This window comes from Aliivibrio thorii (genome assembly GCF_057368585.1).
This window is the reverse complement of record NZ_CM170655.1, coordinates 12,299-34,618: the sequence shown is the minus strand read 5'-3', so window position 1 is coordinate 34,618 and position 22,320 is coordinate 12,299. Positions and strand designations below refer to the sequence as shown.

Sequence of the window (22,320 nt, the reverse complement as noted above, 5' to 3'; positions counted from 1 at the left end):
TTTTTCTCTAGTTATATACATCTGTGTCGCGCAGTGTACTCCTAGATGATCAAAAATCAATGCCTTGAAAAGCTCTTTATTGATAGAAGAGCTTATAATTGTGTGAAATAAGTCACTTAAAATTATTTTCTAGATTGGTTAGTAAGGCTTCACAAGTTGCTTTTAATTGTTGTAGCTCTTCAATCTCTAATTGGCTTTTGCAAAAAATAGCATTAGGAACAGCGAGTGCTTGCTCCTTTAACTTGACGCCTTTAGTTGTGAGAAACACTTGTCGAATACGTTCATCTTGAGTGCTGCGTTGGCGAGTAATGATTTCTTTCACTTCTAGGCGTTTTAATAAAGGCGTTAAGGTTCCTGAGTCTAGGTGCAGCTCTTGACCTAATTCTTTTACATTGATGCCATTTCTTTCCCAAATAACCATCATTGCTAAGTATTGTGGATAAGTAAGATCCAGTTTGCTTAGGAGTGGGCGGTAAGCTCTGATCATTGCGTTTGAGGCACTATAAAGAGAAAAACAAACTTGATTTTTAAGCAATAGTTGGGGGGAATCACTCTCTTCTTGAGTAGATAGTTCAAGGTTATTATTCATATTCATACCAAAAATAAAACTAGATTGTGCACAATATACTTGTTTTTTATCTTTAAATCGACTTATACTTACCGAAAGAAAGTTGTGCACAACTTAATTGTGGGCAATTAAACATCTCAGTGCTATTCGATAAAAGGACATCATTATGACAACGTTATATACAACAACAGCAACGGCTTCTGCAGGGCGTAATGGTCAGGTCACAACTGACGATAACATGCTTGATCTTGCGCTAAGTTACCCAAAAGAAATGGGTGGAACCGGTGAAGCAACAAACCCTGAGCAACTGTTTGCGGCTGGTTATTCTGCGTGTTTTTCAAATGCAATTATTCACGTGGCTCGTGAGATGAAAATCAAATTAACTCAGGCTCCTGTAACGGCTGAAGTGGGTATTGGTCCGAACGCAACGGGTGGTTTTGCATTAACGGTTGCTTTAGCGGTAACGTTAGAATTAGATGAAGAGCAAGCTCAACAATTAGTGAAAACAGCACACCAAGTCTGCCCGTACTCAAATGCCGTGAAAGGCAATATTGATGTGAAATTATCAGTGAATGGTGTTGCACTTTAATTCATAGGGATTGATTAAATGAATACTCTATTACTAACCGTAGGTCGTGTACTTCTGGCACTGTATTTCTTGGTTCCAGGTATCATGAAATTTGTGTCATGGGATATGCACATCCAATTAATGGAAAAGCATGACATGCCATTTGTTCCTGTCCTGTTAGGGCTTGCAGGTATTTTTCAAATTGGTGCTGCTATTTTATTAATAGCAAACCGTTTTACATGGATAGTTGCCTTACTACTGGCAGGATTAGTATTAGTCATTAATGTGTCGCTGCATGATTTCTGGAATTATTCAGGATTGGAAGGCGCGCATGAGATGCAAAATTTCATTAAAAATCTAGGTATTTTTGCTGGTTTGTTAGTACTTTCAGGGCATTCAATGCCGGAGTGCTGTAAAGCAAAATCAGTATCACAATGATGAAATAATATAGAGCATAAAAGCAAAAGGGATATGAGGTGATTCATATCCCTTTTTTCTATTTGTTATTTAATATATTACTCTTCAGCAGTAAAGAAATCATTATAAAGCATGTAAAGGTGAGCTGAACTCCAAGAGAAGTTTGGTGCACCTTGTTGATCACCAGTGAGTGGGTTGTAGTTTTCACGGATAGGACCGTCACCAACTAGACCATCAGCGTGATCAAAGAATGCACCTGCCATTTCAACCGCATCGTCACGATAGCCGTAGCTTTCCATGCCTTTTAGGCCAAAGTAGAACTGGTCAACCCAAACGCGCCCGCGCCAATAGATATCAGGACCAAATGCAGGGCTAGATAGTGCAGCCGTACCTAATGGAATGTAAGTATTGAATTCAGAGGTATCCTTCATCACTTTAACAACAGCGTCAGCATTTGCTTGGGTTGCCGCTTTATTGAAGAGTGGTGACCAACCTTCAGGGCCTTTGCCACGTTCAACAATTGGCTTACCCGCACAGCCGTTTGCTAATGGTTTGTCTTCAATACGGATATCGTAGAAGAAGCCAGTACCTTCATCAAACATACAAGTGTTGATGTAACTTGCTAATTTATCGGCTTTTTCACGGAACTCTTTTGCATCAGTATCTTTACCTAGAATATCAGCCATTTGAGCTAGATATTGGTTGTCACTGAACATGTAGCTTGCTTGGTCAACAGACTCTTGCAGTAGAGAATAGCCTAAAAGCGTGCCATCTTTATCTCGATTTTGTGCGAACTTCACTTCCCAATCCGAGCGTTTACCACCATTTGCAACATAAGCGTCTAATTGATCTTTATCGATAAAACCAAAAGCTGCGGCATCATCACGACCAGACTCCCAAGACGCTGCCGTTTGTGCTGGGATCTCAATGTGGTCATAGTTTCCAGATTTTATGATCTCTTGGTATTTATCTAGGCCAGCAAGTTCTTCTTTCTTATCACCACGCTCAACCGTAAACAGCATATCGCCATTATCTGTATTATGGGCCTTATCGCGTGAAGCACCATACTCAGGAACACCGTTACCATTGTTATCACGATTACGTAACCACCAATCATGATAAGCAACCAATTTAGGGTACATTTCTTCTAACCACGCTTTATCTTCAGTGGTTTTGTATACTTCCATTACTGCCCATGCAGCAAGACTTGGTTTTGTGTTTCGCTCATTCCAGTTACCACCGTCACCACCACGCTCAGGGCTTGTGTTGTAGGCTAATAAATCAGGAATAAAACCGGCATCCCAAGGACGAACGGTATCATCTGCTTGAATTTGATACGCAAACATAGCGCGAATATTGTCTTTTGCTACTTCTGGGTTGAAGTGCGCCATTGCATACGCTTGCTTCCATGTATCCCAAGGCCATGTTTGGTTACCTGAGAACCAACGAGCTGTTACTGATGGTGTTACTGAATCAAACTCCATTGCACCAGCCGCACCGCGCCAGTTACCATTAAGCGTTTCCATTGCTTTTACAGCAACACGCTCTTGTTCAGGAGTTGCATTTGGGTTGGTTAAGCCTTTATCAAGGTATTCTTCCCAACGTTTTTCAGTCGCAACTAAATATTGATTCGGGTTTGCTAGAATGTCAGTGATTTTAGCTTGCTCTGCTTGGTTCTCTTCAGCGGTTAATACATGAGAATACGTAGTATAAATCGTGGTGGATTGCTCAATATTAGCGGTAGAAGTAAAGGTTAAGCCATCAACAGTAGTCGCTGTTGGAATTGATTTATGAACTTGATATTCAGAGGCTCCAGACGTTAATAACGACCACGTTGCACGCACTTCACCAAAAGTAACCGTTAGTCCATCGTTAGTTGGTACGATAGTGCGGTTGTAATCAGGGTAGGCCTCTGCAATGGTTTTGTTTGATTGAGATTCTTCTTCTTTCGCGTGATTGCCTTCAATCAGCTCACCATCCCATACTAATTCGACTGGAGAATTGGTTGTTATTTTAGTTTCAACTAATGACGTACGATTGGTTGCAAAGCGTAATGTGAGTTCTACTTTTACGTCATCAGAGGTTAGGGTTTGAATCAACGCGCCCGGTAAGCTGTAGGCTTCCATGGCGAACTGTACTTTTCGCCCGTCTTTATACACACTCAAACGGTCAAAATTATTGGTTCATCGCAGATTAGCGGGAATTGAAAACAAAAACGGCAGTTAGTGGTAAAGTTACATCGCCAAACACAACTTTTCATAAACTGCCGTTTTCATGCCAAATAATACTTTTTTATCATCATTCTGGAAAGGTTTTCAGATCGTAAAATCTCATAAAACTGATTCATTAATCTCTATAACCTTAAAGCCTGATTCCCCAGCATTCTGCTCTTGCGGGCGACTCTCTGAATTTACTCACGATACTCAGTGGCGAACTATTAAAGACGCTATGATATTAGGAACTCCAGTTGAACTTTTGATTCAGACTAGGCGCATTACATGTTCGCTATGTGGTACAAAAACGGAAGCAATATCTTGGCTTAAACCATACTCACGCCTGACTAATCGATTGATAGAATATATTGAACAACTGCTGCCTTTGCTGCCGATTAAACATATTTCAGAACTGACTGGAGTACATTGGCACACGATAAAGAACATTGATAAACAACGACTTAAACGAGTTATCCCTGACATACCATGGGATAAATTACGTCAACTAGTGATGGATGAGTTTGCCATATTTAAAGGACATCGATATGCAACAGTGATTGCCGATGCGCAGACACATCAAGTGCTTTGGATTGGTTTAGGTAGAAGCCGAACTGATATCAGGCCTTTCTTTGAAGAGCTTGGTGAGCATGCCGAAAATATCGAAGCAGTAGCTATGGATATGAATACAGCTTTCGATCTCGAAGTGAAAGCTCATTGCCCTAATGCGCGTATTGTATACGATCTTTTTCATGTGGTAGCCAAATATGGACGAGAGGTAATGGATAGAGTTAGGGTAGATCAAGCGAATCAACTCAAAGAAGACAAAAAAGCTCGTCGTTGGATTAAGCGTTCACGCTGGATCCTTTTGAAAAATAGAGACAACCTAGACGCAAATCAACAGAGTTATCTAGATGAAATACTTTCGGTAAACCACGATTTAATGGTGACTCATTTGCTAGGAGAGCAATTAAAAGAGCTCTGGTATTGTGATTCAGAAACGCAGGCAATAGAACTATGGGATGTATGGTGGCAACAGGTAAATGAGAGTGGGATCCAACCATTAATCAGTTTTGCACGAAAGTTAAAACCATACCTTCACGGAATTGTTAGTTCGGCTTTATATCGATTAAATACATGTACACTGGAAGGAATAAATAACAAAATTAAGCTGATCAAAAGAATGGGGTATGGCTACAGAGATACAGACTATTTCTTTATGAAGATAAAAGCGGCTTTCCCCGGAAAGCCGCGATGAACCAAATTATTGGCCATGAAGTTAATGTATTCTTCTGTTAATAATGCGGTGCCAGGGAATCCCCCCAGCCATGACCTGTTGCCCACGCATTACCGTCATCATCCGCTTGTACTGTCCAGCCCTCACCGTAAATTAAGCCAAACCAATTGCCTTCTTCAATAGCGAGCCCGCCTTCAATATAGGTGCCATCACTGTAGCGACCTTTATCGTCACCATCAAAGAAAGTACGACCATCAATGCCCATTTCACCGTAAAAATCAGTTTCAATGGCATGGACATTCGCTGTTAAAAGTAGAGTAGAAAGTAAAGACAGCTTTGCAAAAGTAGGTTTCATGTTTAGAGGTGCTCACTGTTGTGGGTAAATTTTTCTTATTAGAAATTGATTGGGTTACTCGGTAATAAATGAATACGGAGTTAATTATCAATAAAGAAAGAATAGCGAGGAGAGATAAGAAAAAGAAGAATAAAACGGCATAAATGTGAGAGAAGTGAGATTGTTTTTATCTATATTTACTTAAAATTTTACTTCTAAAAAGATCTAATTTACTTAGACCTAATTAGGGAGTATTTACTTAATCTTCATGTATTGTTTTGGTGAGCGGCCTAATGTTTTTTTGAAGAAAGAGATGAAAGCGCTGACCGATTCATAGCCTAGATCTTCAGCAATGCGTTGAACCGCGTCTCCAGAAGAGAGTTTTTGCAACGCCAATACAATATGTAATTGACTGCGCCAATGGCCAAAGGTCATTCCTAACTCTTGTTTTACTAATACCGATTCCGTTAATTTTATGATCTAATATGGACTCTTAAAAGGAGTCCTTATGAAGCATGATTTTCCGAGTTTGATTAATTCCACATCCAATGCTCGACTTAGAATGCGTTATTTATCCGTTTCTCATTTTGTTGACGGTAAAAGTCGCACCAAAATAGCTAAGTACCTTAAAGTTAGCAGAGTAAGCGTCAATAAATGGGTCAAAGCATATCTTGATAATGGTCTTGAAGGGCTTCAAGAGAAACCACATTCAGGTAGACCTCATCGCCTAACAGATGAGCAAAAATTACACCTCAAAGGATATGTTATCGAACATGCCGTAAATGAGAGTGGCGGTCGTCTTCAAGCGAGAGATATTGGGCTTTATATAGAAAGCAATTTCAATACATTATATAAAAAGTTGGCGCTCTATCAGTTATTACATGACATAGGTTTGAGTTGGATTACTACTCGCTCTAAACATCCTAAGCAGTCAGTCGAAGCTCAAGAAGCTTTTAAAAAAATTCCCAATCGAAACGATCCTTAAGATCCCTGGCCATGTAGCCTTAAAAGATGTTCAAATATGGTTTCAAGACGAGGCTCGATTTGGTCAGCGAAATACAACAACGCGGATATGGGCAGAAAAAGGTACGCGGCCTAGAGTAGTACAACAACAGCAATTTGAGTATGCATACCTTTTCGGAGCAGTATGTGTCACGACAGGAGAAGCTGAAGCGATAGTGGTTCCCCTGAGTAATATGGAAGCGGTGAAAGAGCAACTCAGATTAATTTCTCAAGCCACACCAACTGGCAAGTATGCTGTTGTGATCATGGATCAAGCGAGTTGGCACCAGAGCTATCTTGCAGATGAATTTGAGAACCTCACCATCATTCATATCCCACCTTATTCTCCCGAACTTAACCCTATAGAACAGGTATAGAGCTGGCTCCGTCAAAATGAAGTAGCCAATAGGTGTTTCGAAAACTATGACGATATTGTAGAGACATTATGTGGAGCGTGGAATCGGTTTTGTAAAGATAAAAGCAGAGTCATCTCACTCTGCTTTAGAGATTGGTTAAAGTTGACAAGTTAATTAACGGAATTGGTATAATCTTGATAGCGTTCTTTCACTCATGGCAAAGTGTTTTGCCCATTCACCAACAGTGAGACGGTTGCTTGGATCACCGTACATTTCTTTGGCTATTTTATGTAAGTTTGGTGTCCGGTTTTTGTTGACCATTACACCATCAAGCGGATTAATATATTGAGATTTTTTTCTACAGGAAAATCCTCCCTCTTGCCGCTTTGGTACTAACCGGTTCCACTCGGATAATTTATCTAATGACGTATATCCATAAATTTCATACTTTTTAATTATGTACGCTTGGCATATTCTTTTATACCCACACGAACCGTATTTTTTCCAGTCCTGTTAATTACGCCAATACAGTGAAACTATTTTTAAGTAGTCACGCAAAAGTTATTGTGAATTTTTCGCCGTAATAATTTAATATGTTTTTGATGTTAATACTGAGGCCTTCAAACGTTTTGAACGCTTCACATGGTAACCATTCATATTTTACTTTCTTCCACAATATCTCAATGATATTGAGCTCTGGAGAGTACGGTGGTAAATAGCAAACGAGCACATCATTCATCAACCACTCCTATCAAGGGTTTTCACTGCTTTGGGGCAAATGAACTACGCATGGGCTTGGTTTAGTGCATCATTCATCCTCTTTGAGTTACCGCTACCCAGTGCGTCGCGCACTTCCTGCAAATCAATTAATGACAAGGGGAAATATACGCTTCGCGCCCTTGTCATTAAGAACCCTGTGGAGAGATTGAGCAGTCTGGCGATGCACTGAATAGAGGGTTGTTGCAAAAAATCTGAGTTGATAAATAAGTCCTACAATTGACTCCTTATTATTGGAAGACAACCCAGATAAAAAAGGAGCTATATTATATAGCTCCTTTTTATTAATTAAAGACCGTTACTTTCTTGAATTTTTTTTAAAAGAAGAGACCGAGGTATTCTATTGCCCATGTTTATTACGTTATCAGTTGATATTGTATGTCCTGTATAATTAAAGTCATTCCACACTTTAATTTCAGTTTGACTTATTTTCTGAGCACCATTTACTCTAGGATTAACATATGCATAGGTATCGTTTGTTAATACAAATAATCCACCAATACTTGCATAGTTTTCGTTTGTGTTCATGTCAACCCCTGAATTTTTCAATATATATTCATCATCAAAAATACCAGGCAGAGAGCGACTTAATGATGAGAAGTTTGAACTCTTCATTGTTTGAGTAAATAATTTTTCATATTGGCCATGATCGTTATGTATATTTTTTTCTTTTATTTTAGCTAGGCACCTCCTTGCAAGAGTGTCATCTGAATAACGTCCTGGTGTGTTATACATAATATCGGGGCAAAGATGATAACCCATTATTTCATGAAATTTATTTGTTTTTTCTTTTAGATAAAACTTACCATTTTTAACTAAACCGCCATATTCGCCATTGAATAAATCCATCGGCAACGGTCGAGATAATATCTTCTTGTCAGATGAATTGTATATTTCTAAGAACGTACCGTTTAATGGTCTATCGATACACAATTGCTCTTCATTTTCTACATCTGATACAGAGAATACGTTGCCAAGCGTACCATTTATATCCCAATCTACTAGCTCCATACGTACAGGGCTACCATTAACATTATCCATATTAACTACGCAGAATTTGAATTTTTTAAAATCAGGAGCAGATTCACATACGTTCTGAGAGTCATCATAGCTATATATTGTAGACATACATCTTGACATATTAGCCTCATTAACGGCTATTGAAGTTAGCTTATTTGCAATACTACCCACGACACCTAAAATAGCGGTATACGACGACCCTACGTTTAATGTAGATGGTACTGAATGAACGCTATGTGCAAATATATTACCTGCAGTTACTAGTCCATTTTTAGTAATAGAAATTGCTGTATTAACCTTAGTATCTGCATTAGCAGTTATTGGCATAGAAACTAACGTTGAAATAACAATAGAAGTCGCTATTTTATTTATTTTTGTATTCATAATTATTCTCTTATTTTATTATGCAATTATATTTATAAACTTAAAGTTTACACAAGTTAGGTGTTTTTTATTTAATAGTTTCCCATGAATATTATGTATTATTTAATTGGTATTTAAACAACGTTCTATACGCAGACACAGGACTCAAATAAAGTGTTCTTAAGTTAGGCTGTATTCTTCAGGTATTATGATATTAGAGTTATATATTGATTTTTTAATTCGATTAAACTTATGGGAAATAAAAAGCTTTTTAATTAATTTAAACTTTCAATAGAAACCACTAGTACGAAGTTATTACAAAACAGTTAGTTTTACCCTGTTAGTAACAGGGATTAAAATGGATGTAAAATAATTTAACTTAACACTTCACCACAATTAATCACTATTCAGTTAGAGATAATATTTCACCATCAATTGCCATCGGTATTAGAAGTTTATTTTCTTTTTTTGAATAATAAATATCACCTGGTCCACGAGGCAAATCTATGATTTTTTGCGCTTCTCCTTCCATTGAAACACTATAGATTACCCCTTGCTTCCAATCAGAAACAATTAATTGTCCTTTATTATCTAACTGTAAACCATCAAGATTACCTAAAGGTTCTTCTGTAATAGCGGTAATTACTTTTGTTTTAGGGTTTACTTTTAGAACTCGGCCAAATGGGGCTTCCATAGGATTGTTTTTATTAAAATATCCCCATGCAGCAATGTATAGGTCATCACCGATAAACAACAGTCCATTAGGATTTTCTAGTTCTGGTGAATCCATCCATTTACTTACTTTATTGTCAGAAAATTTATATATTTCTGATGTAAACATATCTGATATGTATACATTTCCTGATTTATCAATAGCAACATCATTTAGAAATTCTGCACTTTCAACATGATGCTTAATAACAGTGCCAGAGCGTAAATTAACTTCTATTAAATCCGTCATATCAGCAATATAGAGGAGCTCTCCTTTAATAGAAATGCCTTTAGGGTTATCTAAGCCATTAACGATAGTAGCAATAAATTCATATTTAGAATTTAGAGCAATAATAGAACCATCATCTTTTTCGTTTCCTGCTTGTAAGGAGGTAAAGTATACGTTTTTGTTTTCATCAAAAACGATAGACTCTACACCTGGTAGGTTAGATATTTTTTGAGTAAGCTCAGGTTCGGCCACGACTTGTTGACTTAACATCATTGCTGTAGTTATCGATAAGAGTCGTTTTTTCATTGTTATTCCTTATATTTATTTTTTAGTTTCGAATATACATAATATATATAAGCAATTATTGTTGATATATAGCCTTGTAGTTAAAAGACTGTTTCACATATGCAATAATTAAATTCCGAATGAACTAGTGGTCATTTATTTATTTTGTGAATGAGTTGATGTAGTAAATGATCGTAAGGGGGTTGTTGCAAATAATTCAGTTTAACGCCAAGATCCCACAATCCTTCATACTATTTCGTCGCCAATGACCAATTCTGAATTTAAATGGAAACACTTCGCACCAGCAATTATACTTTGGTGTTTACATTGATATGGTTCGACACCAATGAGTTACGCAAATCTCAGTGATATGCTCGCAGAGCGAGGCATTTCGGTTAATCGTTCCACTATCTATCGTTGGTTTATTGAATACTCCCCTAAATTACGTAAAAAGTTACGTCGTAATTATCAATTTATCCAAACTGATAGCTCCTGGCAACTCGATGAAACTTACGTAAAAGTAAAGGGAAAATGGAACTACCTGTATCGAACCATCAATAAATAAAAGGAAACCTTGGATTTTTATTTCTCTAAGAAGAGAAATAAAGAAGCTGCCTATTAATGCCCTAGAGTTGCTTACGATGCTACGAGCGGATGTAGAGCAGCGGCAGGTTAAGTGTCTAAATAATGGTATCGAGTCCGATCATGCCCCTATCAAAAAGCTAGTGGTTGCCACTGGTGGTTTCAAAATACGAAAGCGAGCTTGGTCAACGATTCAAGGATTTGAATCTTTACATTACAGTTTTACTATTCATGATGATATTGTGACGCAGCAAGATTTAAGGGATAAGAAACACTGGGCGGAATTGGCGAGTAATCAGCACAAAACTCTTGAATCAATAATAAAAAGCTATGCTTCTGATGTCGCATTAAAATACCAACTGCATTATCAAGAAACGGTCAAGGCGCAAGCATTACTTGCCAATGAATTGCTAAGTGCTGTAGATCAGGAATTGGAAAAGACACTTCATTTTCAATTAGGAATAAATAAAGAGGGGTCACGATTATTTAACTGCAACAGAAGCATGTGCTTTTTAATTTTCAACCTACAGGCATATCGGTTCTGTTGGTAAGGGCTTTGTTGAATCGCTCAGGTAACGCTCAATTACCCCATTAGTATCGAATTCAGTTATCATAGCCAGCCTTTCATTCAGATTGGCTGATTAACAAATGCCTCCTCATAACTTGGAAGCTGAGCTTAATGTGATTAGTGGATTATTACACAACAACGTAGCTTGGAATGAAGTCTCTCATTATCTGCATCGAGACATGTTTTATGGGGCAGTATATCGACATTTATTTGATTCTTTAGCAGCGCTACTAGTCTTTAACAAAGTGGTTACTTTGGATATGTTAATCAGTGAATTTGATAAGAGGGGGCGATTAAACTCCGAGGTGTTTAACTCTGATTTGCAGTCGTTTATGTATCTTGAAAGTAATGCGGTCAATACGGGGTTGTTACAAATAACCTGAGTTGGTCAATAAGTCCTACCATTGACTCATTATTATTGGAAAATAACCTCTCCCTATTATATCTAAAACCGTGGCCAGTTTTTCTTGGCCACTTCAAACGTAAACACCAAAGAATTATACCAATTCCGTTAATTTCATGATCTAATATGGACTCTTAAAAGGAGTCCTTATGAAGCATGATTTTCCGAGTTTGATTAATTCCACATCCAATGCTCGACTTAGAATGCGTTATTTATCCGTTTCTCATTTTGTTGACGGTAAAAGTCGCACCAAAATAGCTAAGTACCTAATTGAATAATGTCTTAAGTTATATAGTGATTAATATCAATATCGTCACATTGTTCAGGCTTTAAATACGCTTTTGCATATTTACTATAAAGACCTGAGGTTAAAAATAAATTAAATAAGTCTTTATCTATATGTTGATCTTTAACCATAAAATTCATGATTTTTAGAGATTCAGATAAAGTTTTTGCTTTTTTGTATGGTCTATCATGACTTGTTAGGGCTTCAAAAATATCGGCGATAGCCATTGCTCGTGCTGTTAATGGCATTTCTTCGGCTTTAAGGCCCATTGGATAACCGGTTCCGTCAACTTTTTCGTGATGACCCCCCGCAATTTTGGGAATATGTTTCATCGTTTTAGGGAATGGAAGTGCTTCTAGCATTTTAATGGTTTGAATTATATGGTCATTTATTGTAAATCGTTCTTCATTATTTAATGTACCACGCTGAATAGATAGGTTATACGCTTCACCTATGTTATTTTTATATTCAGGTGTTTGTAGAGTAAATCGCTCATCTTGAGTTAAATTTTCTGAATTCGGGATTAGGTGAGATTGGTTATCTTGTAACAGAGTAACTGTTGTCGGTAATTGAGTTTTATCAGTATTATTTAAACGAGCTTGCTCTTCCCAAGCAAGGCCAAGGTTACTGTCGAGAGTTTGTTCCCATGTTTGTTGACCAATAGTCTGTATTTGCTTTGCGTCTTGCTCTGATAAAAATTCATCGCCAAGATTTACTCTAGCAATAAGAGCGAATTCTTTATCTAATCGCTGCCATTCTTGTTCTAATTTTTCTTTGTGTGTAGTAGGCAATACACTGTTAGAGGCTTGTCGCCATTGCTTGATTTCTGCATCACGCTTTAAAACTTCAAACCGAGTTCTTATTTCATGTATTCGATTATAAATTGTCTCTAGTTTTGTTGCTTTATCTACTACATATTCTGGTGTCGTAATTTTCCCACAATCATGTAACCATGAAGCAATTCTGAGCTCTTCTTTTTCTGTTGCATTCAGTGTGAAATCTTTGAATTCAGGGGCTGATGAGTCGCTCGCAACTTTGGAAAGCCATTGAGTAAGCTCAGGGACTTTTTGACAATGATTTCCAGTGTATGGTGATTTTGTATCAATAGCGCTTGCCATGACTTGAATAAATGATTCGAGTAACCCTTTTTGATTTTTCAGCATTTTCCGCCCATGAAGGGCAATGGCAGTAAAATTCATTAAGGACTCAAAGTAATTGAGTTTATCGTTACGTATAGATTCTCTATTTTTAATATTAAAAACCAAGACCATGGCACCAATAGTTTGCTTTCCTTTTGTAAATAATGGGAAAGTGAGTGACCATGTGTCTTCATCTTTTAATCCCAATTTTTTTTGTTCACTTATATCGAGTTTTTGAATGCTTAAACCTTCAAAGGGTTTCTTTTTAACCATTATATATTCAAGAACTTTAGCTATTTTTTTATCATCAAGAGAGTAACGTTTTAATTCACTAATATCTTCGTCTTGACCGTTGGCACGCCACGCAAATTGAGGTTCTATGTATGTTCCATCATCATTAATTAGATAAAGATAAGCCCCCGCCGCTTGCGTTGCATTAGCTGTCCCGCGTCCTATAATTTGTATTAGTTCATCAATCTCGTATTCCTCTAATATTGAATTTGTTAGGTTGAAGTAATTTTCTATTGCTGATTTCATGTCTGAAATAGATTTTTTGAGATCCGATATTTCAAGTATTTGTGTGGGAGTTTGATTTATAAATGAAAAATCGAATTTGGATATTAAACTTGCTTGCTTTGTCGCTTGGCGTATTGGTCTTGATATTCTTTGTGATATTAAATAAACACAAGGAATAGCCAAAAATAATATACCTAAAGACCAGAGTATTGTTTGTTGGCGAATGAGCTGAGCACTAGAGAGCAGTTCAGAGGCTTTTACCGCAATGAGTAAATTTAATGAACGTTCTGAATTAATTGGAACGGAAAATATCTTCCCATACCAATTCTCTCCTTTATGTTGATACCGTTGAATATCCTGATCTAAATGAAGTTTTTTAATGGCTCTTACTATTTCTGAGTTAAATAAATCGTCTAACTTAATAACGGAGTTTTCTTTATCTTTCATTAAGGAAAGGTGGGATGAATTACTGGCATAAATAATATTTTCTTCATCATAAAGCACTCTAAGTGATGATGGATGGATAGAGGTACTTTTTAATACGTGGCTAATATTTTGCATTAAGATATCTGCACTAACCACGACATTATTAGCTGCTTTCTGATGGATAGATAAGCCAAATTGTTGTAATCCAGAAAGATAGCGAGGCTTAGATAAGAGGATTTTTTCTTTAACGGATTGTTTAAACCAAGTCTCTTTTTTTGGGGGGTACTGAAGGTCGGTGAGCACTTGTGATGTTATGAGACGGGCTTCAATATCATAAAAAAAGATAGTGGTGTTATTTATTTTGTCAGCGGTGTGATGAATAAAAAAATAATAGGTATTGTCAGGTGTATTTAACTTTTGTCTAAATAATGAGTCACCTAATATACCTATACCAAACCAATCTCCATTTGGAAAGGTGATGTGATAAGTTGAAACATGTTTATGTAGATCTAACAGCATGGCAAACTCGTTAAAGTAAGCTCTGCGTTGTGCTAATGTTTCGGTGTTTATAATGTCTCTTTTGGTAAGCATAGCAACAGACCTAAACGCAGGCCTGTATTCTCGGCGTATAGAGGACTTGGTTTCCTCCGATATCCGTTCAAAAATGGTCGAGTTAGCATTAAATAAAAGGTTATTTATACTTTTATGTGTTAATAGTATCTGAACCGAACAAATGATGACTATCATAACGATAAACAACGTCGAAATATGAACATGCAATGGAAAGATGAGTTTATTTTTTATTTTTTTTATTCGAGATATCATAACGCACCATTTATTTTTATTATCTAGAATAAACGTAGTGCACAAACGGTAAAAAATCGATATCTATGTATGCTTAAGGTGTTAATTAAAATAAAAAACCGAGAGTAGCTATACTCTCGGTTTAGTTTTACTTAATTAAAAACTGGTGAATTACTGAACCGCAGGTTTCGATTCTTCAATAAGCTCTTCTTTGCTTAGTGATTTCTCGTATTGGCTATATTTCCACCATGCATAACCAAGGAAGATAACAATGCCGCCCACGTTGTAGAAGATAATCGTCATGATATCTGCACCAGTTGGGAAGGTTGAAGCAAAGAAACCTACTGTGAAAATACCAATTAGAATAGAAACAATCGTGATACCAGTAAGGCGAGATCCCATTCTAAAGTCGCGCTCTAGGTGATCCAGTTTTAAACGTAGATTCAAGTATGCAATCATGATGAACAGTGGTGGAAGCATAGAGGCTGCCGCTGTCATATTGATGATGGTGCTCATTAAGTCTTGCACCGTATCTGATGCTAATGTTGGGATAAACATCAGTGGAATTACGATTAAAAATTGAATCCATGCAGCACGCTCAGGTACACCTTGTTTGTTTAGTGCTACTGTTTTTTCACCAAAAATACCTTTTGGAATTTCAGAGAAGAAGATTTTAACCGGTGTTGCAGTCCACATTAGTAGCGAGCCAAGCATTGCCGTAAATGAAACCACACCAACAAAACGGTTCATTAAGATTTCAGATAAACCGAAGTGTCTTGCTAAACCTTCAAAGACTTGAACTGAACCGCCAGTAAATTTCAGTACTTCACGAGGTACAAATACGTTCGCTAAGATAGAACCCACTGAGTAAAGCGCACCAATGAAGATACCCGCAATGATGATAACCTTCACGAAAGACTTGTGACCGCCTTTAATGTCGTTTACATAAACCGCTACCGATTCTGCACCCCCAGCCGCCATGAAGATCCACGTGATTACACCAAGGAACGCCCAGTTAAATGATGGAGTCATTGCTTCAATAGTGATTGGGTCTGCTGGTTCAATACCACCAATTAACGCGCCGCCTGATAACAGAATGTAAGACAGAGTAAGCAGAAGCATTAATGATGAGGTTAGCGAGGTAATTGGACCTAGTAATTTCGCACCATTGTTTGATACATGAGTCGCTACCGCAAACAGTAGGGTACTTAATACCGCGGTCGTTAATGGTGTAAAAATGTATTCAAACCCTAAGAATGCATAAGAGGCATAAGCTATGATTCTTGGTAGCAAAGAGGTAAAGAAGAATAGATTAACGAACCAGTAAGTATACGCGGTGATGAATGCCCAACGACCGCCTAATGAGCTTTTTACCCAAGCATAAACGCCAGCCTCAGAGCTTTTATTAAGCGATACAAATTCAGCAACAATTAAACAGAATGGAACAAAGTAGAACAGGGTAGCCAAGAAGAACATAGGTGCAGAAGATAGCCCGATTTCAATATTATTATTGATGATATTATTGAAGCTATAAACTGCAGCAAAAGTCATAGACAGTAAGGCGAACTTGCCTATCGTGCCACGAGTTGATGTAGACATAAGGTACTCCGATGAATCACATATTGTAGGTATGGTGGGAGAGGTTTAGTCGCGATTTACGATCCAATCTCTCCCTATTATTTGGCTCTGAATATATTTCCAGATGCCATTTATTTTTATTATTGTTTTCTGGTACTTATCTTGATTTGTTATTTATTCAGGAAGTAACCGTCTTCGATAGTGACTTTTAGAACCACTTTACGAACACGACTATCGCCATGGAATTTGTAGGCTTTACTGTTATCAAACACTGCGACTTGGCCTTCACAAAGTTGATGTATTTGACCGATACCATTTAGGTGTTCACGGTCAGTTTCATCTGAATACGCTTGCACGCTTTCTAGCTCAGATTTATTCGCAACCTCTACGGTTTCACGGCCTTCTAGGTAGTAATGAATATCAAAGTATCGGCGGTTACCAACAAAGGTTTCTGTGTTTTTAGCCACGCCATCTTCAATCATGTACACCAGAGAATCACCAATTGAATACATGATCCCATCTCTTAGGTTGCCAATGTTTTCAATCGCTTCAACACAACGGTTCCATTTACGGCCGTCACGATATACCACTTTAAATTGTTCTAGGTTGTCTAAAATGATCATTACTTTTCTCCGCCTTCAATTGTTGTTTTTGAAGTGAATGCTGTGTTTGAGATGAATGTGTGATTCGCCAATGTTTTTGGTGAACAGCCACCTTGTTGAAATGGAACCAAAGTCAGTGCGTATTGGAATTTATCCATGTAAACACGGTATGAATCCAACACCTCAGAGCCCCAAGAGTTTGAGCCTAAGCCCATCAGTTTGTGGTCAAGGTTTAGAGTAATGTAACCACTCTTCTCAAGTTCAATCGTATGCTGTGCTTCATGAATGTTTTGGCTCGTGTAGAACCAAGCGCTAAAGTTAATCTCTTGCTCAGGCTTAACAAATAGACCAGAACCGTGACGATTAGCTAACGATGCCCAACGAACATGCTGACGGTTACCGTTGTTTTGTGGGAACGGGTAGTTCTCAAACATATTCGCTACCGTTGTTTGGTATACATCAATCATGTTTGCTTGTTGGCTGTCTTGATAGTTCTCTTCTGGGCCACGACCGTAGTATTGAACTTGGTCAAAGTCATTGTTGATACCAAGATCCAAACCAATCACAGGGATCACATGAGGGTAATCACCGTAACGCTCACCAGATAGTTGAATGTTTAGCTGCCCTTCTTTGTTGATTTCATACACGTAAGTACAGCACATACCAAAATCAAACACAGGTGGGGCAATAATGCTGGTTACCGTGAAAGTGGCTTTACCGTTTGAGGCACCAAGGTCGATAGAGCGGAAGTGCTCTTGCATGATTTGAAGATGCGCAGGCTCCCACAGACCTTCATGTTCCTGCTTATGGTTATCCACCATTGGTTTGAAGAAGTTCAGTTTAGGTGCACTTGCAATTAACTCATCACCGTTTACAACCCATGAGGTTAATTTACCGTTCACTTTTGAGAAAGTAAGCGCAAAGTTCAACCCTTTCACTACATAATCTAAACGAGATGCCGTGATATCAAGTGCGATTGCATTATTGTTAGAGAACACAGGAAGATGCTCTGTGTTTTCTTTTAACTGAACTTGATAAATTGCAATATCGTGATTCGCTTCGCTATACAGAGTGCGAGAATCTTTACGTACTGTGAAATTAACGAATGTTTCGCGTCCATCCAATTCTGGTAGTGTGATTTCAATATCACGGCTTGAGTTTTCAGCTAAGCCTTCCACTTTGAATGTGGTGCTTTGCAGTGTTTCGCCTTCTGCACGGATCTCAGCGGTAATGGTGTAGTCATCAAGATTTGAGAACCACAGCTTGTTATCTACTGTGAAAATGCCGTTTGCTGCGTCTTTTTCTTGGATCTTAACTGGCGCGATAACTTGCTTGTACTCTTTCAAGCCTGGGCCTGGAGTTTGATCCGAGTAAACCAAACCATCCATACAGAAGTTGTAGTTGTTTGGATAATCGCCGTAATCGCCACCGTACTTTAAGAATTCAGTGCCGTTTTCGTCTTTCGCTAGGATGCCGTGATCACACCATTCCCAAACATAATGCCCTTGAATTGAGTCATGTTTGTAGAACACGTTTTGGTATTCAGTTAACCCGCCAGGACCGTTACCCATAGCGTGTGCGTATTCACAGATGATGCGTGGTTTATTATGCGGATGCTCACCAAAGGCATTCATTAGTTGAGCACGAGAGTACATAGTACTGATGATATCAACCACTTCAGCATCACGATCTTCTTCATAATGAACCAGACGCGTGTCATCAATTGCTTTTGCTGCATCGTACATTGATTTGATGTTACAGCCGTAGCCTGATTCATTACCTAGCGACCACATGATGATAGAAGCGTGGTTTTTCTGAGCATGAATATGACGCTCAATACGCTCGACAAATACGTGTTCCCATACAGGATCATTGGTGATGCGGCTTAAATCACCGACGTTAGCAAAGCCGTGCGTTTCTACATCAGTTTCACCCATAACAAACAGACCGTAAACGTCACACAGTTCATAAAAGCGTGGGTCATTAGGGTAGTGAGCAGTACGTACCGAGTTGATGTTGTGTTGCTTCATCAAAACGATGTCTTTCTCAACACGATCCATGCCGACAGCGCGACCCTTTAGGTGATCGTTATCGTGACGGTTCACACCATGAAGCATGACGTATTTATTGTTGATGTAGAACAAGCCATCGCGCACTTTTATGTCACGGAAACCAACACGGTTCGGGATGATTTCTAATGTTTTTCCGTTTTCATCTTTAAGAGTCAGGATTAATTGGTATAGGTAAGGGTTTTCAGCTGTCCAATGCGTAGGGTTTTCCAGATCAATCTTGATATCTACACGATGGTTTGCATTAAAAGTGAGTGAATTTACGGTACCCTCAGAAACAACAGACTTACCATCAAACAGTGCATAATCAAGTGAATAATTAGATACTGAGTTGTTTGTTAGGTTTTCTAACTCTGCCTTGCAAGACAGTGTCGCGCTTTGGTAATTTTCATCAAAATCAGTGCGAATGGTAATGTCTTGAACATGAACTTGCTCTTTACCAACGAGGTAAACATCACGGAAGATACCGCCAGTCCACCACATGTCTTGGTCTTCAATGTAAGTTGAATCAGCCCATTGCATCACACGAACAGAAAGCAGGTTTTCACCTTGTTGTGCAAATTCAGATATATCAAATTCAGCAGTTAAACGGCTACCTTTACTAAAACCAACGTAGCTACCGTTTACATAAACTTCAAAGTAAGTTTCTACGCCATCAAATTTAATAATGGTTTGTTTGTTGTTCCAAGTTTCGCCTAACGTGAAGGTTCGTTGATAAGCGCCAGTAGGGTTGTCACTTGGTACAAAAGGAACATCGATAGGAAAAGGAAAGCCTTCATCTGTGTATTGAAGATCGCCATGACCTTCCATTTGCCACATGTTTGGAACGGTAATCTTGCCCCAATCGCTCATGTGCTCAGAGTAGAACTCATCAGGTACAAGCAGTGGGTTAGTGAAGAAGTTGAAATTCCATTGGCCACTTAATAACTGGTAGTGGCTGCTTAATTCACGTTGGAATGTCTTTGCAGACTGAACTGAATCGTATGAGAAAAAGTAAGCACGCGGTGCCATTCTGTTTTCATTAAGGCGGAAGAAGTTTTCCCAATTGTTCACGTGTAGCCTCCCGGACGATGCCGATAGTTCTTATAAATAGGTAATTAATAACTCTCTGGTAAAAGATATTAACTAAAGTTTTAGTAAAACAAATCGGTAAATTGTTTTACTTTTAACTTGGTCACATATTGAACTGAGCTTTGTGAGCTTGGTAACGTTAATAAGAGTTGTAGAAACAATTCATTAACCTTAATTGATTAATAAATAGATAAAATAATCGTGAAATGATGGTGTATTGTGCAGAAATAGAAAAGAGTAGAGTAAATCGTTAAAATTTAGGTGCAAAAAAAGCAGCGTGATAAACGCTGCTTTTATTAAAATAAAAAAGAGTTTTTAGTTATTTTTTAGTGGTATCACGCAAGCGTAATTTACTTGGGATGTAAACTCGAACAGGAATGACTCGCTCATCACGACGGCGTTCAAGCAATAAGTTAACACCTTGGCTTCCCATTAGCTCTGAATGAATGCGAACGGTAGAGAGTGACGGGAAGGTAAACTTGGCAGTGGGTATGTCATTGACACTGATTAAAGCAATGTCTTCAGGAATGCGTAATCCTTTTTCATGAATCGCACGCAATACACCAATAGCTATAGAGTCTGAAGCAATAAACAGCGCATTTGCATGGTCGGTTTCTAGCATTGCTTTAGCCAGTTTATAACCTGATGAACTTGAGAAGTCACCACGGTAAAGGTCAGATTCTGAAACCACGCCTTTTAACTGGCCGTATTCCGCGAACACTTCTTCACGAATGTCTGAACAGTTTTCATCATCTTGACCACCAATAAAGCCAATGCGTTGATAACCTTGGTTCATGAAGTAGTTGATGACTTCTTTACTGATACGAGCAAGATCAATATCGACAGAATCAAAGTTTTGATCGTGATCGGTATAATCAATATAAACAATGTTTTTGCTGATCTTTTGAATTGCTTTTAGTTGTTCTTTTGTTTGACGACCAACAAGTAAAATACCATCTACCTTTGGGTTCTTTATCTCTAGGCTGCTTTCATAACTGTTGGTTAATGTGATATCAAATTTATCACATTGAGTTTCAATACCATGACGAATCGCAAGGTAGTAAGGGTCATTCACTTCAGTTTCTTGGTTGTAATTATATAAAGCAAGGAAGTGCAGTTGTTCTTTCGCTACTTGAGGTAAAGCACTGGCCAGTTTACGGGTCGAGCTGGTTTTGTACTCAAGCTTTTCTGCTATCTCGAAAATACGTCGCTTGGTTTCTTCTTTTACACTTAGTGTTGGATCTTCATTTAATACACGAGATACGGTTGCCAATGAAACTTCAGCTTCGCTGGCTATTTCCTTTAACGTTGCCATTCATCCTCCAGCCTTTATTTATTAATATGCCAGTATATTACTGAATAAATGATGACTTTGATACTTAAATGTTATTTTTACTAAAGTTTTACTTACTTTCGCTATCGTGACTTTTGATATAAGAATCCAATAGGGGCAACAGATTGATTAAATAGACGTTTTCTTTGTGCTAAAAACAGTTCGGCGGTTGAAATAGCATCGACTAAAGCGTGATGAGCAGGGTAGTTAGGCAGTTTATATTGGCGTCTGAGAGAGAATAAACGGAAATCTCTTTGATGGCGATTATATTCAATTGTATTTTGTTCAATTCTCAATGTGTCTAACCAAACCATTGGCAGACTTGGAAAGTGGTGTGACAGAAAGAATTGTTCTAAAAAACGCTGCTCTATTGTCGCACCATGAACAATTAAGATACTGTTTGGAAGGCTTGTAAAGAACCGTTCCATTGCCTTTTCAATTGAGATACCCGACTTTTGCTGTTCAGGAAGAATATGATGCAATGAACGTGCTGTATGATCTATCTCTGAGCCTCCAGAAATAGAGCTTTCTACTGTAGGTTCATTGATTATGTAATGTTGAGCGGTGTTAAGCTTAATTGTATTTTTAATAATATGAACCCAACCGATACTCACAATATGGTCGCTTTCTGGATTTAGCCCTGAGGTTTCAAAATCTACGACAGTAAAGGTCATGTTATTACTGTCTTCTTTTGGGCTTGGATAAGGAGATTCAAGCAAACTTGTTAAGTAATTCGGTAGCGCTACATCTTGTGTTATTAACGTTTGTCTTTGTTCTTCTAAATGAATCAATGGATGGCGATTAGAAAATAAGTCCATCATGTGGCTGATTATATTTTTGTTCGTTAATGATTTATTTGGCATTTG

Annotated in this window: 14 protein-coding genes and 6 pseudogenes; 7 read left to right on the top strand and 13 right to left on the bottom strand. The window is 38.0% G+C overall.

Annotation, left to right across the window (positions count from 1 at the left end; all coding sequences use genetic code 11):
* Positions 1-112: 112 nt before the first annotated feature.
* Positions 113-589 (bottom strand): transcriptional regulator OhrR, encoded by a 477-nt coding sequence (gene ohrR, locus AC2IP4_RS14375; protein ID WP_130086465.1) that lies wholly within the window; start codon positions 587-589, stop codon positions 113-115.
* 145 nt (positions 590-734) lie between these two features.
* Between ohrR and ohr the strand changes: the two genes are divergently transcribed.
* Both ohr and AC2IP4_RS14365 read left to right on the top strand, forming a co-directional pair.
* On the top strand, positions 735-1,157 hold the full coding sequence (gene ohr, locus AC2IP4_RS14370) for an organic hydroperoxide reductase Ohr (RefSeq protein ID WP_375320384.1): 423 nt from the start codon (positions 735-737) through the stop codon (positions 1,155-1,157).
* 18 nt (positions 1,158-1,175) lie between these two features.
* On the top strand, positions 1,176-1,574 hold the full coding sequence (locus AC2IP4_RS14365) for a DoxX family protein (protein WP_130048290.1): 399 nt from the start codon (positions 1,176-1,178) through the stop codon (positions 1,572-1,574).
* Between the two features lie 77 nt (positions 1,575-1,651).
* On the opposite strand, the pseudogene ygjK reads toward AC2IP4_RS14365, so the two are convergent.
* Positions 1,652-3,733: pseudogene (gene ygjK, locus AC2IP4_RS14360) on the bottom strand (alpha-glucosidase); the annotation flags it as partial.
* A 94-nt stretch (positions 3,734-3,827) separates the two neighbouring features.
* Between ygjK and AC2IP4_RS14355 the strand changes: the two are divergent.
* Positions 3,828-5,021 carry an ISL3 family transposase gene (locus AC2IP4_RS14355; RefSeq protein ID WP_375320385.1) on the top strand — a complete coding sequence of 398 codons (1,194 nt, stop codon included), beginning with the start codon at positions 3,828-3,830 and terminating at the stop codon, positions 5,019-5,021.
* A 61-nt stretch (positions 5,022-5,082) separates the two neighbouring features.
* Here the strand turns inward: AC2IP4_RS14355 and AC2IP4_RS14350 are convergent.
* Both AC2IP4_RS14350 and AC2IP4_RS14345 read right to left on the bottom strand, forming a co-directional pair.
* Positions 5,083-5,355: pseudogene (locus tag AC2IP4_RS14350) on the bottom strand (protein YgjJ); the annotation flags it as partial.
* A gap of 234 nt (positions 5,356-5,589) precedes the next feature.
* Positions 5,590-5,790 (bottom strand): annotated as a pseudogene (locus AC2IP4_RS14345) (helix-turn-helix domain-containing protein); the annotation flags it as partial.
* A gap of 52 nt (positions 5,791-5,842) precedes the next feature.
* Between AC2IP4_RS14345 and AC2IP4_RS14340 the strand changes: the two are divergent.
* A pseudogene (locus AC2IP4_RS14340) lies at positions 5,843-6,866 on the top strand (IS630 family transposase).
* Positions 6,867-7,242: 376 nt separating this feature from the next.
* Here the strand turns inward: AC2IP4_RS14340 and AC2IP4_RS14335 are convergent.
* From AC2IP4_RS14335 to AC2IP4_RS14325, 3 genes and pseudogenes are all read right to left on the bottom strand, one after another.
* Positions 7,243-7,440: pseudogene (locus tag AC2IP4_RS14335) on the bottom strand (transposase); the annotation flags it as partial.
* Positions 7,441-7,757: 317 nt separating this feature from the next.
* Positions 7,758-8,873 (bottom strand): hypothetical protein, encoded by a 1,116-nt coding sequence (locus AC2IP4_RS14330; protein ID WP_375320386.1) that lies wholly within the window; start codon positions 8,871-8,873, stop codon positions 7,758-7,760.
* A gap of 382 nt (positions 8,874-9,255) precedes the next feature.
* Complete coding sequence (locus AC2IP4_RS14325) at positions 9,256-10,098, bottom strand: SMP-30/gluconolactonase/LRE family protein (protein ID WP_375320387.1); 843 nt, start codon at positions 10,096-10,098, stop codon at positions 9,256-9,258.
* A 244-nt stretch (positions 10,099-10,342) separates the two neighbouring features.
* On the opposite strand from AC2IP4_RS14325, the pseudogene AC2IP4_RS14320 reads away from it, so the two are divergent.
* The 3 genes and pseudogenes from AC2IP4_RS14320 to AC2IP4_RS14310 form a co-directional block, all read left to right on the top strand.
* Positions 10,343-10,871 (top strand): annotated as a pseudogene (locus AC2IP4_RS14320) (IS6 family transposase); the annotation flags it as partial.
* 436 nt (positions 10,872-11,307) lie between these two features.
* Entirely contained in the window at positions 11,308-11,610 is a 303-nt protein-coding gene (locus AC2IP4_RS14315) for a DnaB-like helicase N-terminal domain-containing protein (protein ID WP_375320388.1), read from the top strand.
* A 169-nt stretch (positions 11,611-11,779) separates the two neighbouring features.
* Positions 11,780-11,908: a hypothetical protein gene (locus tag AC2IP4_RS14310; protein ID WP_375320389.1), complete on the top strand. Its 129-nt coding sequence runs from the start codon at positions 11,780-11,782 to the stop codon at positions 11,906-11,908.
* Positions 11,909-11,912: 4 nt separating this feature from the next.
* Here AC2IP4_RS14310 and AC2IP4_RS14305 read toward each other — a convergent pair whose 3' ends face one another.
* The 6 genes from AC2IP4_RS14305 to AC2IP4_RS14280 all read right to left on the bottom strand — a co-directional run bounded on the left by AC2IP4_RS14305 (position 11,913) and on the right by AC2IP4_RS14280 (position 22,317).
* Positions 11,913-14,588: an HD domain-containing phosphohydrolase gene (locus AC2IP4_RS14305; protein WP_375320390.1), complete on the bottom strand. Its 2,676-nt coding sequence runs from the start codon at positions 14,586-14,588 to the stop codon at positions 11,913-11,915.
* A gap of 384 nt (positions 14,589-14,972) precedes the next feature.
* Positions 14,973-16,400, bottom strand: coding sequence for an amino acid permease (locus AC2IP4_RS14300; protein WP_375320391.1), 1,428 nt, complete (start codon positions 16,398-16,400; stop codon positions 14,973-14,975).
* A 149-nt stretch (positions 16,401-16,549) separates the two neighbouring features.
* Positions 16,550-17,002, bottom strand: coding sequence for a beta-galactosidase subunit beta (locus tag AC2IP4_RS14295; RefSeq protein WP_486310978.1), 453 nt, complete (start codon positions 17,000-17,002; stop codon positions 16,550-16,552).
* The gene (gene ebgA / locus AC2IP4_RS14290) at positions 17,002-20,103 is read right to left on the bottom strand and encodes a beta-galactosidase subunit alpha (RefSeq protein WP_486310977.1); all 3,102 of its coding nucleotides are present in this window, start codon (positions 20,101-20,103) and stop codon (positions 17,002-17,004) included. The genes AC2IP4_RS14295 and ebgA overlap by 1 nt, the downstream gene beginning before the upstream one ends.
* Positions 20,104-20,440: 337 nt before the next feature.
* The gene (gene ebgR, locus AC2IP4_RS14285; protein WP_486310976.1) at positions 20,441-21,436 is read right to left on the bottom strand and encodes a transcriptional regulator EbgR; all 996 of its coding nucleotides are present in this window, start codon (positions 21,434-21,436) and stop codon (positions 20,441-20,443) included.
* A gap of 101 nt (positions 21,437-21,537) precedes the next feature.
* Entirely contained in the window at positions 21,538-22,317 is a 780-nt protein-coding gene (locus AC2IP4_RS14280) for a 3'-5' exonuclease (RefSeq protein WP_375320394.1), read from the bottom strand.
* Between the last annotated feature and the right edge of the window lie 3 nt (positions 22,318-22,320).

Bases quoted from the DNA above. Each gene is read 5' to 3' on its own strand.
- ohrR (WP_130086465.1), bottom strand. From the start codon at position 589: ATGAATAATAACCTTGAACTATCTACTCAAGAAGAGAGTGATTCCCCC.
- ohr (WP_375320384.1), top strand. From the start codon at position 735: ATGACAACGTTATATACAACAACAGCAACGGCTTCTGCAGGGCGTAAT.
- AC2IP4_RS14365 (WP_130048290.1), top strand. From the start codon at position 1,176: ATGAATACTCTATTACTAACCGTAGGTCGTGTACTTCTGGCACTGTAT.
- AC2IP4_RS14355 (WP_375320385.1), top strand. From the start codon at position 3,828: ATGCCAAATAATACTTTTTTATCATCATTCTGGAAAGGTTTTCAGATC.
- AC2IP4_RS14330 (WP_375320386.1), bottom strand. From the start codon at position 8,873: ATGAATACAAAAATAAATAAAATAGCGACTTCTATTGTTATTTCAACG.
- AC2IP4_RS14325 (WP_375320387.1), bottom strand. From the start codon at position 10,098: ATGAAAAAACGACTCTTATCGATAACTACAGCAATGATGTTAAGTCAA.
- AC2IP4_RS14315 (WP_375320388.1), top strand. From the start codon at position 11,308: ATGCCTCCTCATAACTTGGAAGCTGAGCTTAATGTGATTAGTGGATTA.
- AC2IP4_RS14310 (WP_375320389.1), top strand. From the start codon at position 11,780: ATGAAGCATGATTTTCCGAGTTTGATTAATTCCACATCCAATGCTCGA.
- AC2IP4_RS14305 (WP_375320390.1), bottom strand. From the start codon at position 14,588: ATGCTTACCAAAAGAGACATTATAAACACCGAAACATTAGCACAACGC.
- AC2IP4_RS14300 (WP_375320391.1), bottom strand. From the start codon at position 16,400: ATGTCTACATCAACTCGTGGCACGATAGGCAAGTTCGCCTTACTGTCT.
- AC2IP4_RS14295 (WP_486310978.1), bottom strand. From the start codon at position 17,002: ATGATCATTTTAGACAACCTAGAACAATTTAAAGTGGTATATCGTGAC.
- ebgR (WP_486310976.1), bottom strand. From the start codon at position 21,436: ATGGCAACGTTAAAGGAAATAGCCAGCGAAGCTGAAGTTTCATTGGCA.
- AC2IP4_RS14280 (WP_375320394.1), bottom strand. From the start codon at position 22,317: ATGCCAAATAAATCATTAACGAACAAAAATATAATCAGCCACATGATG.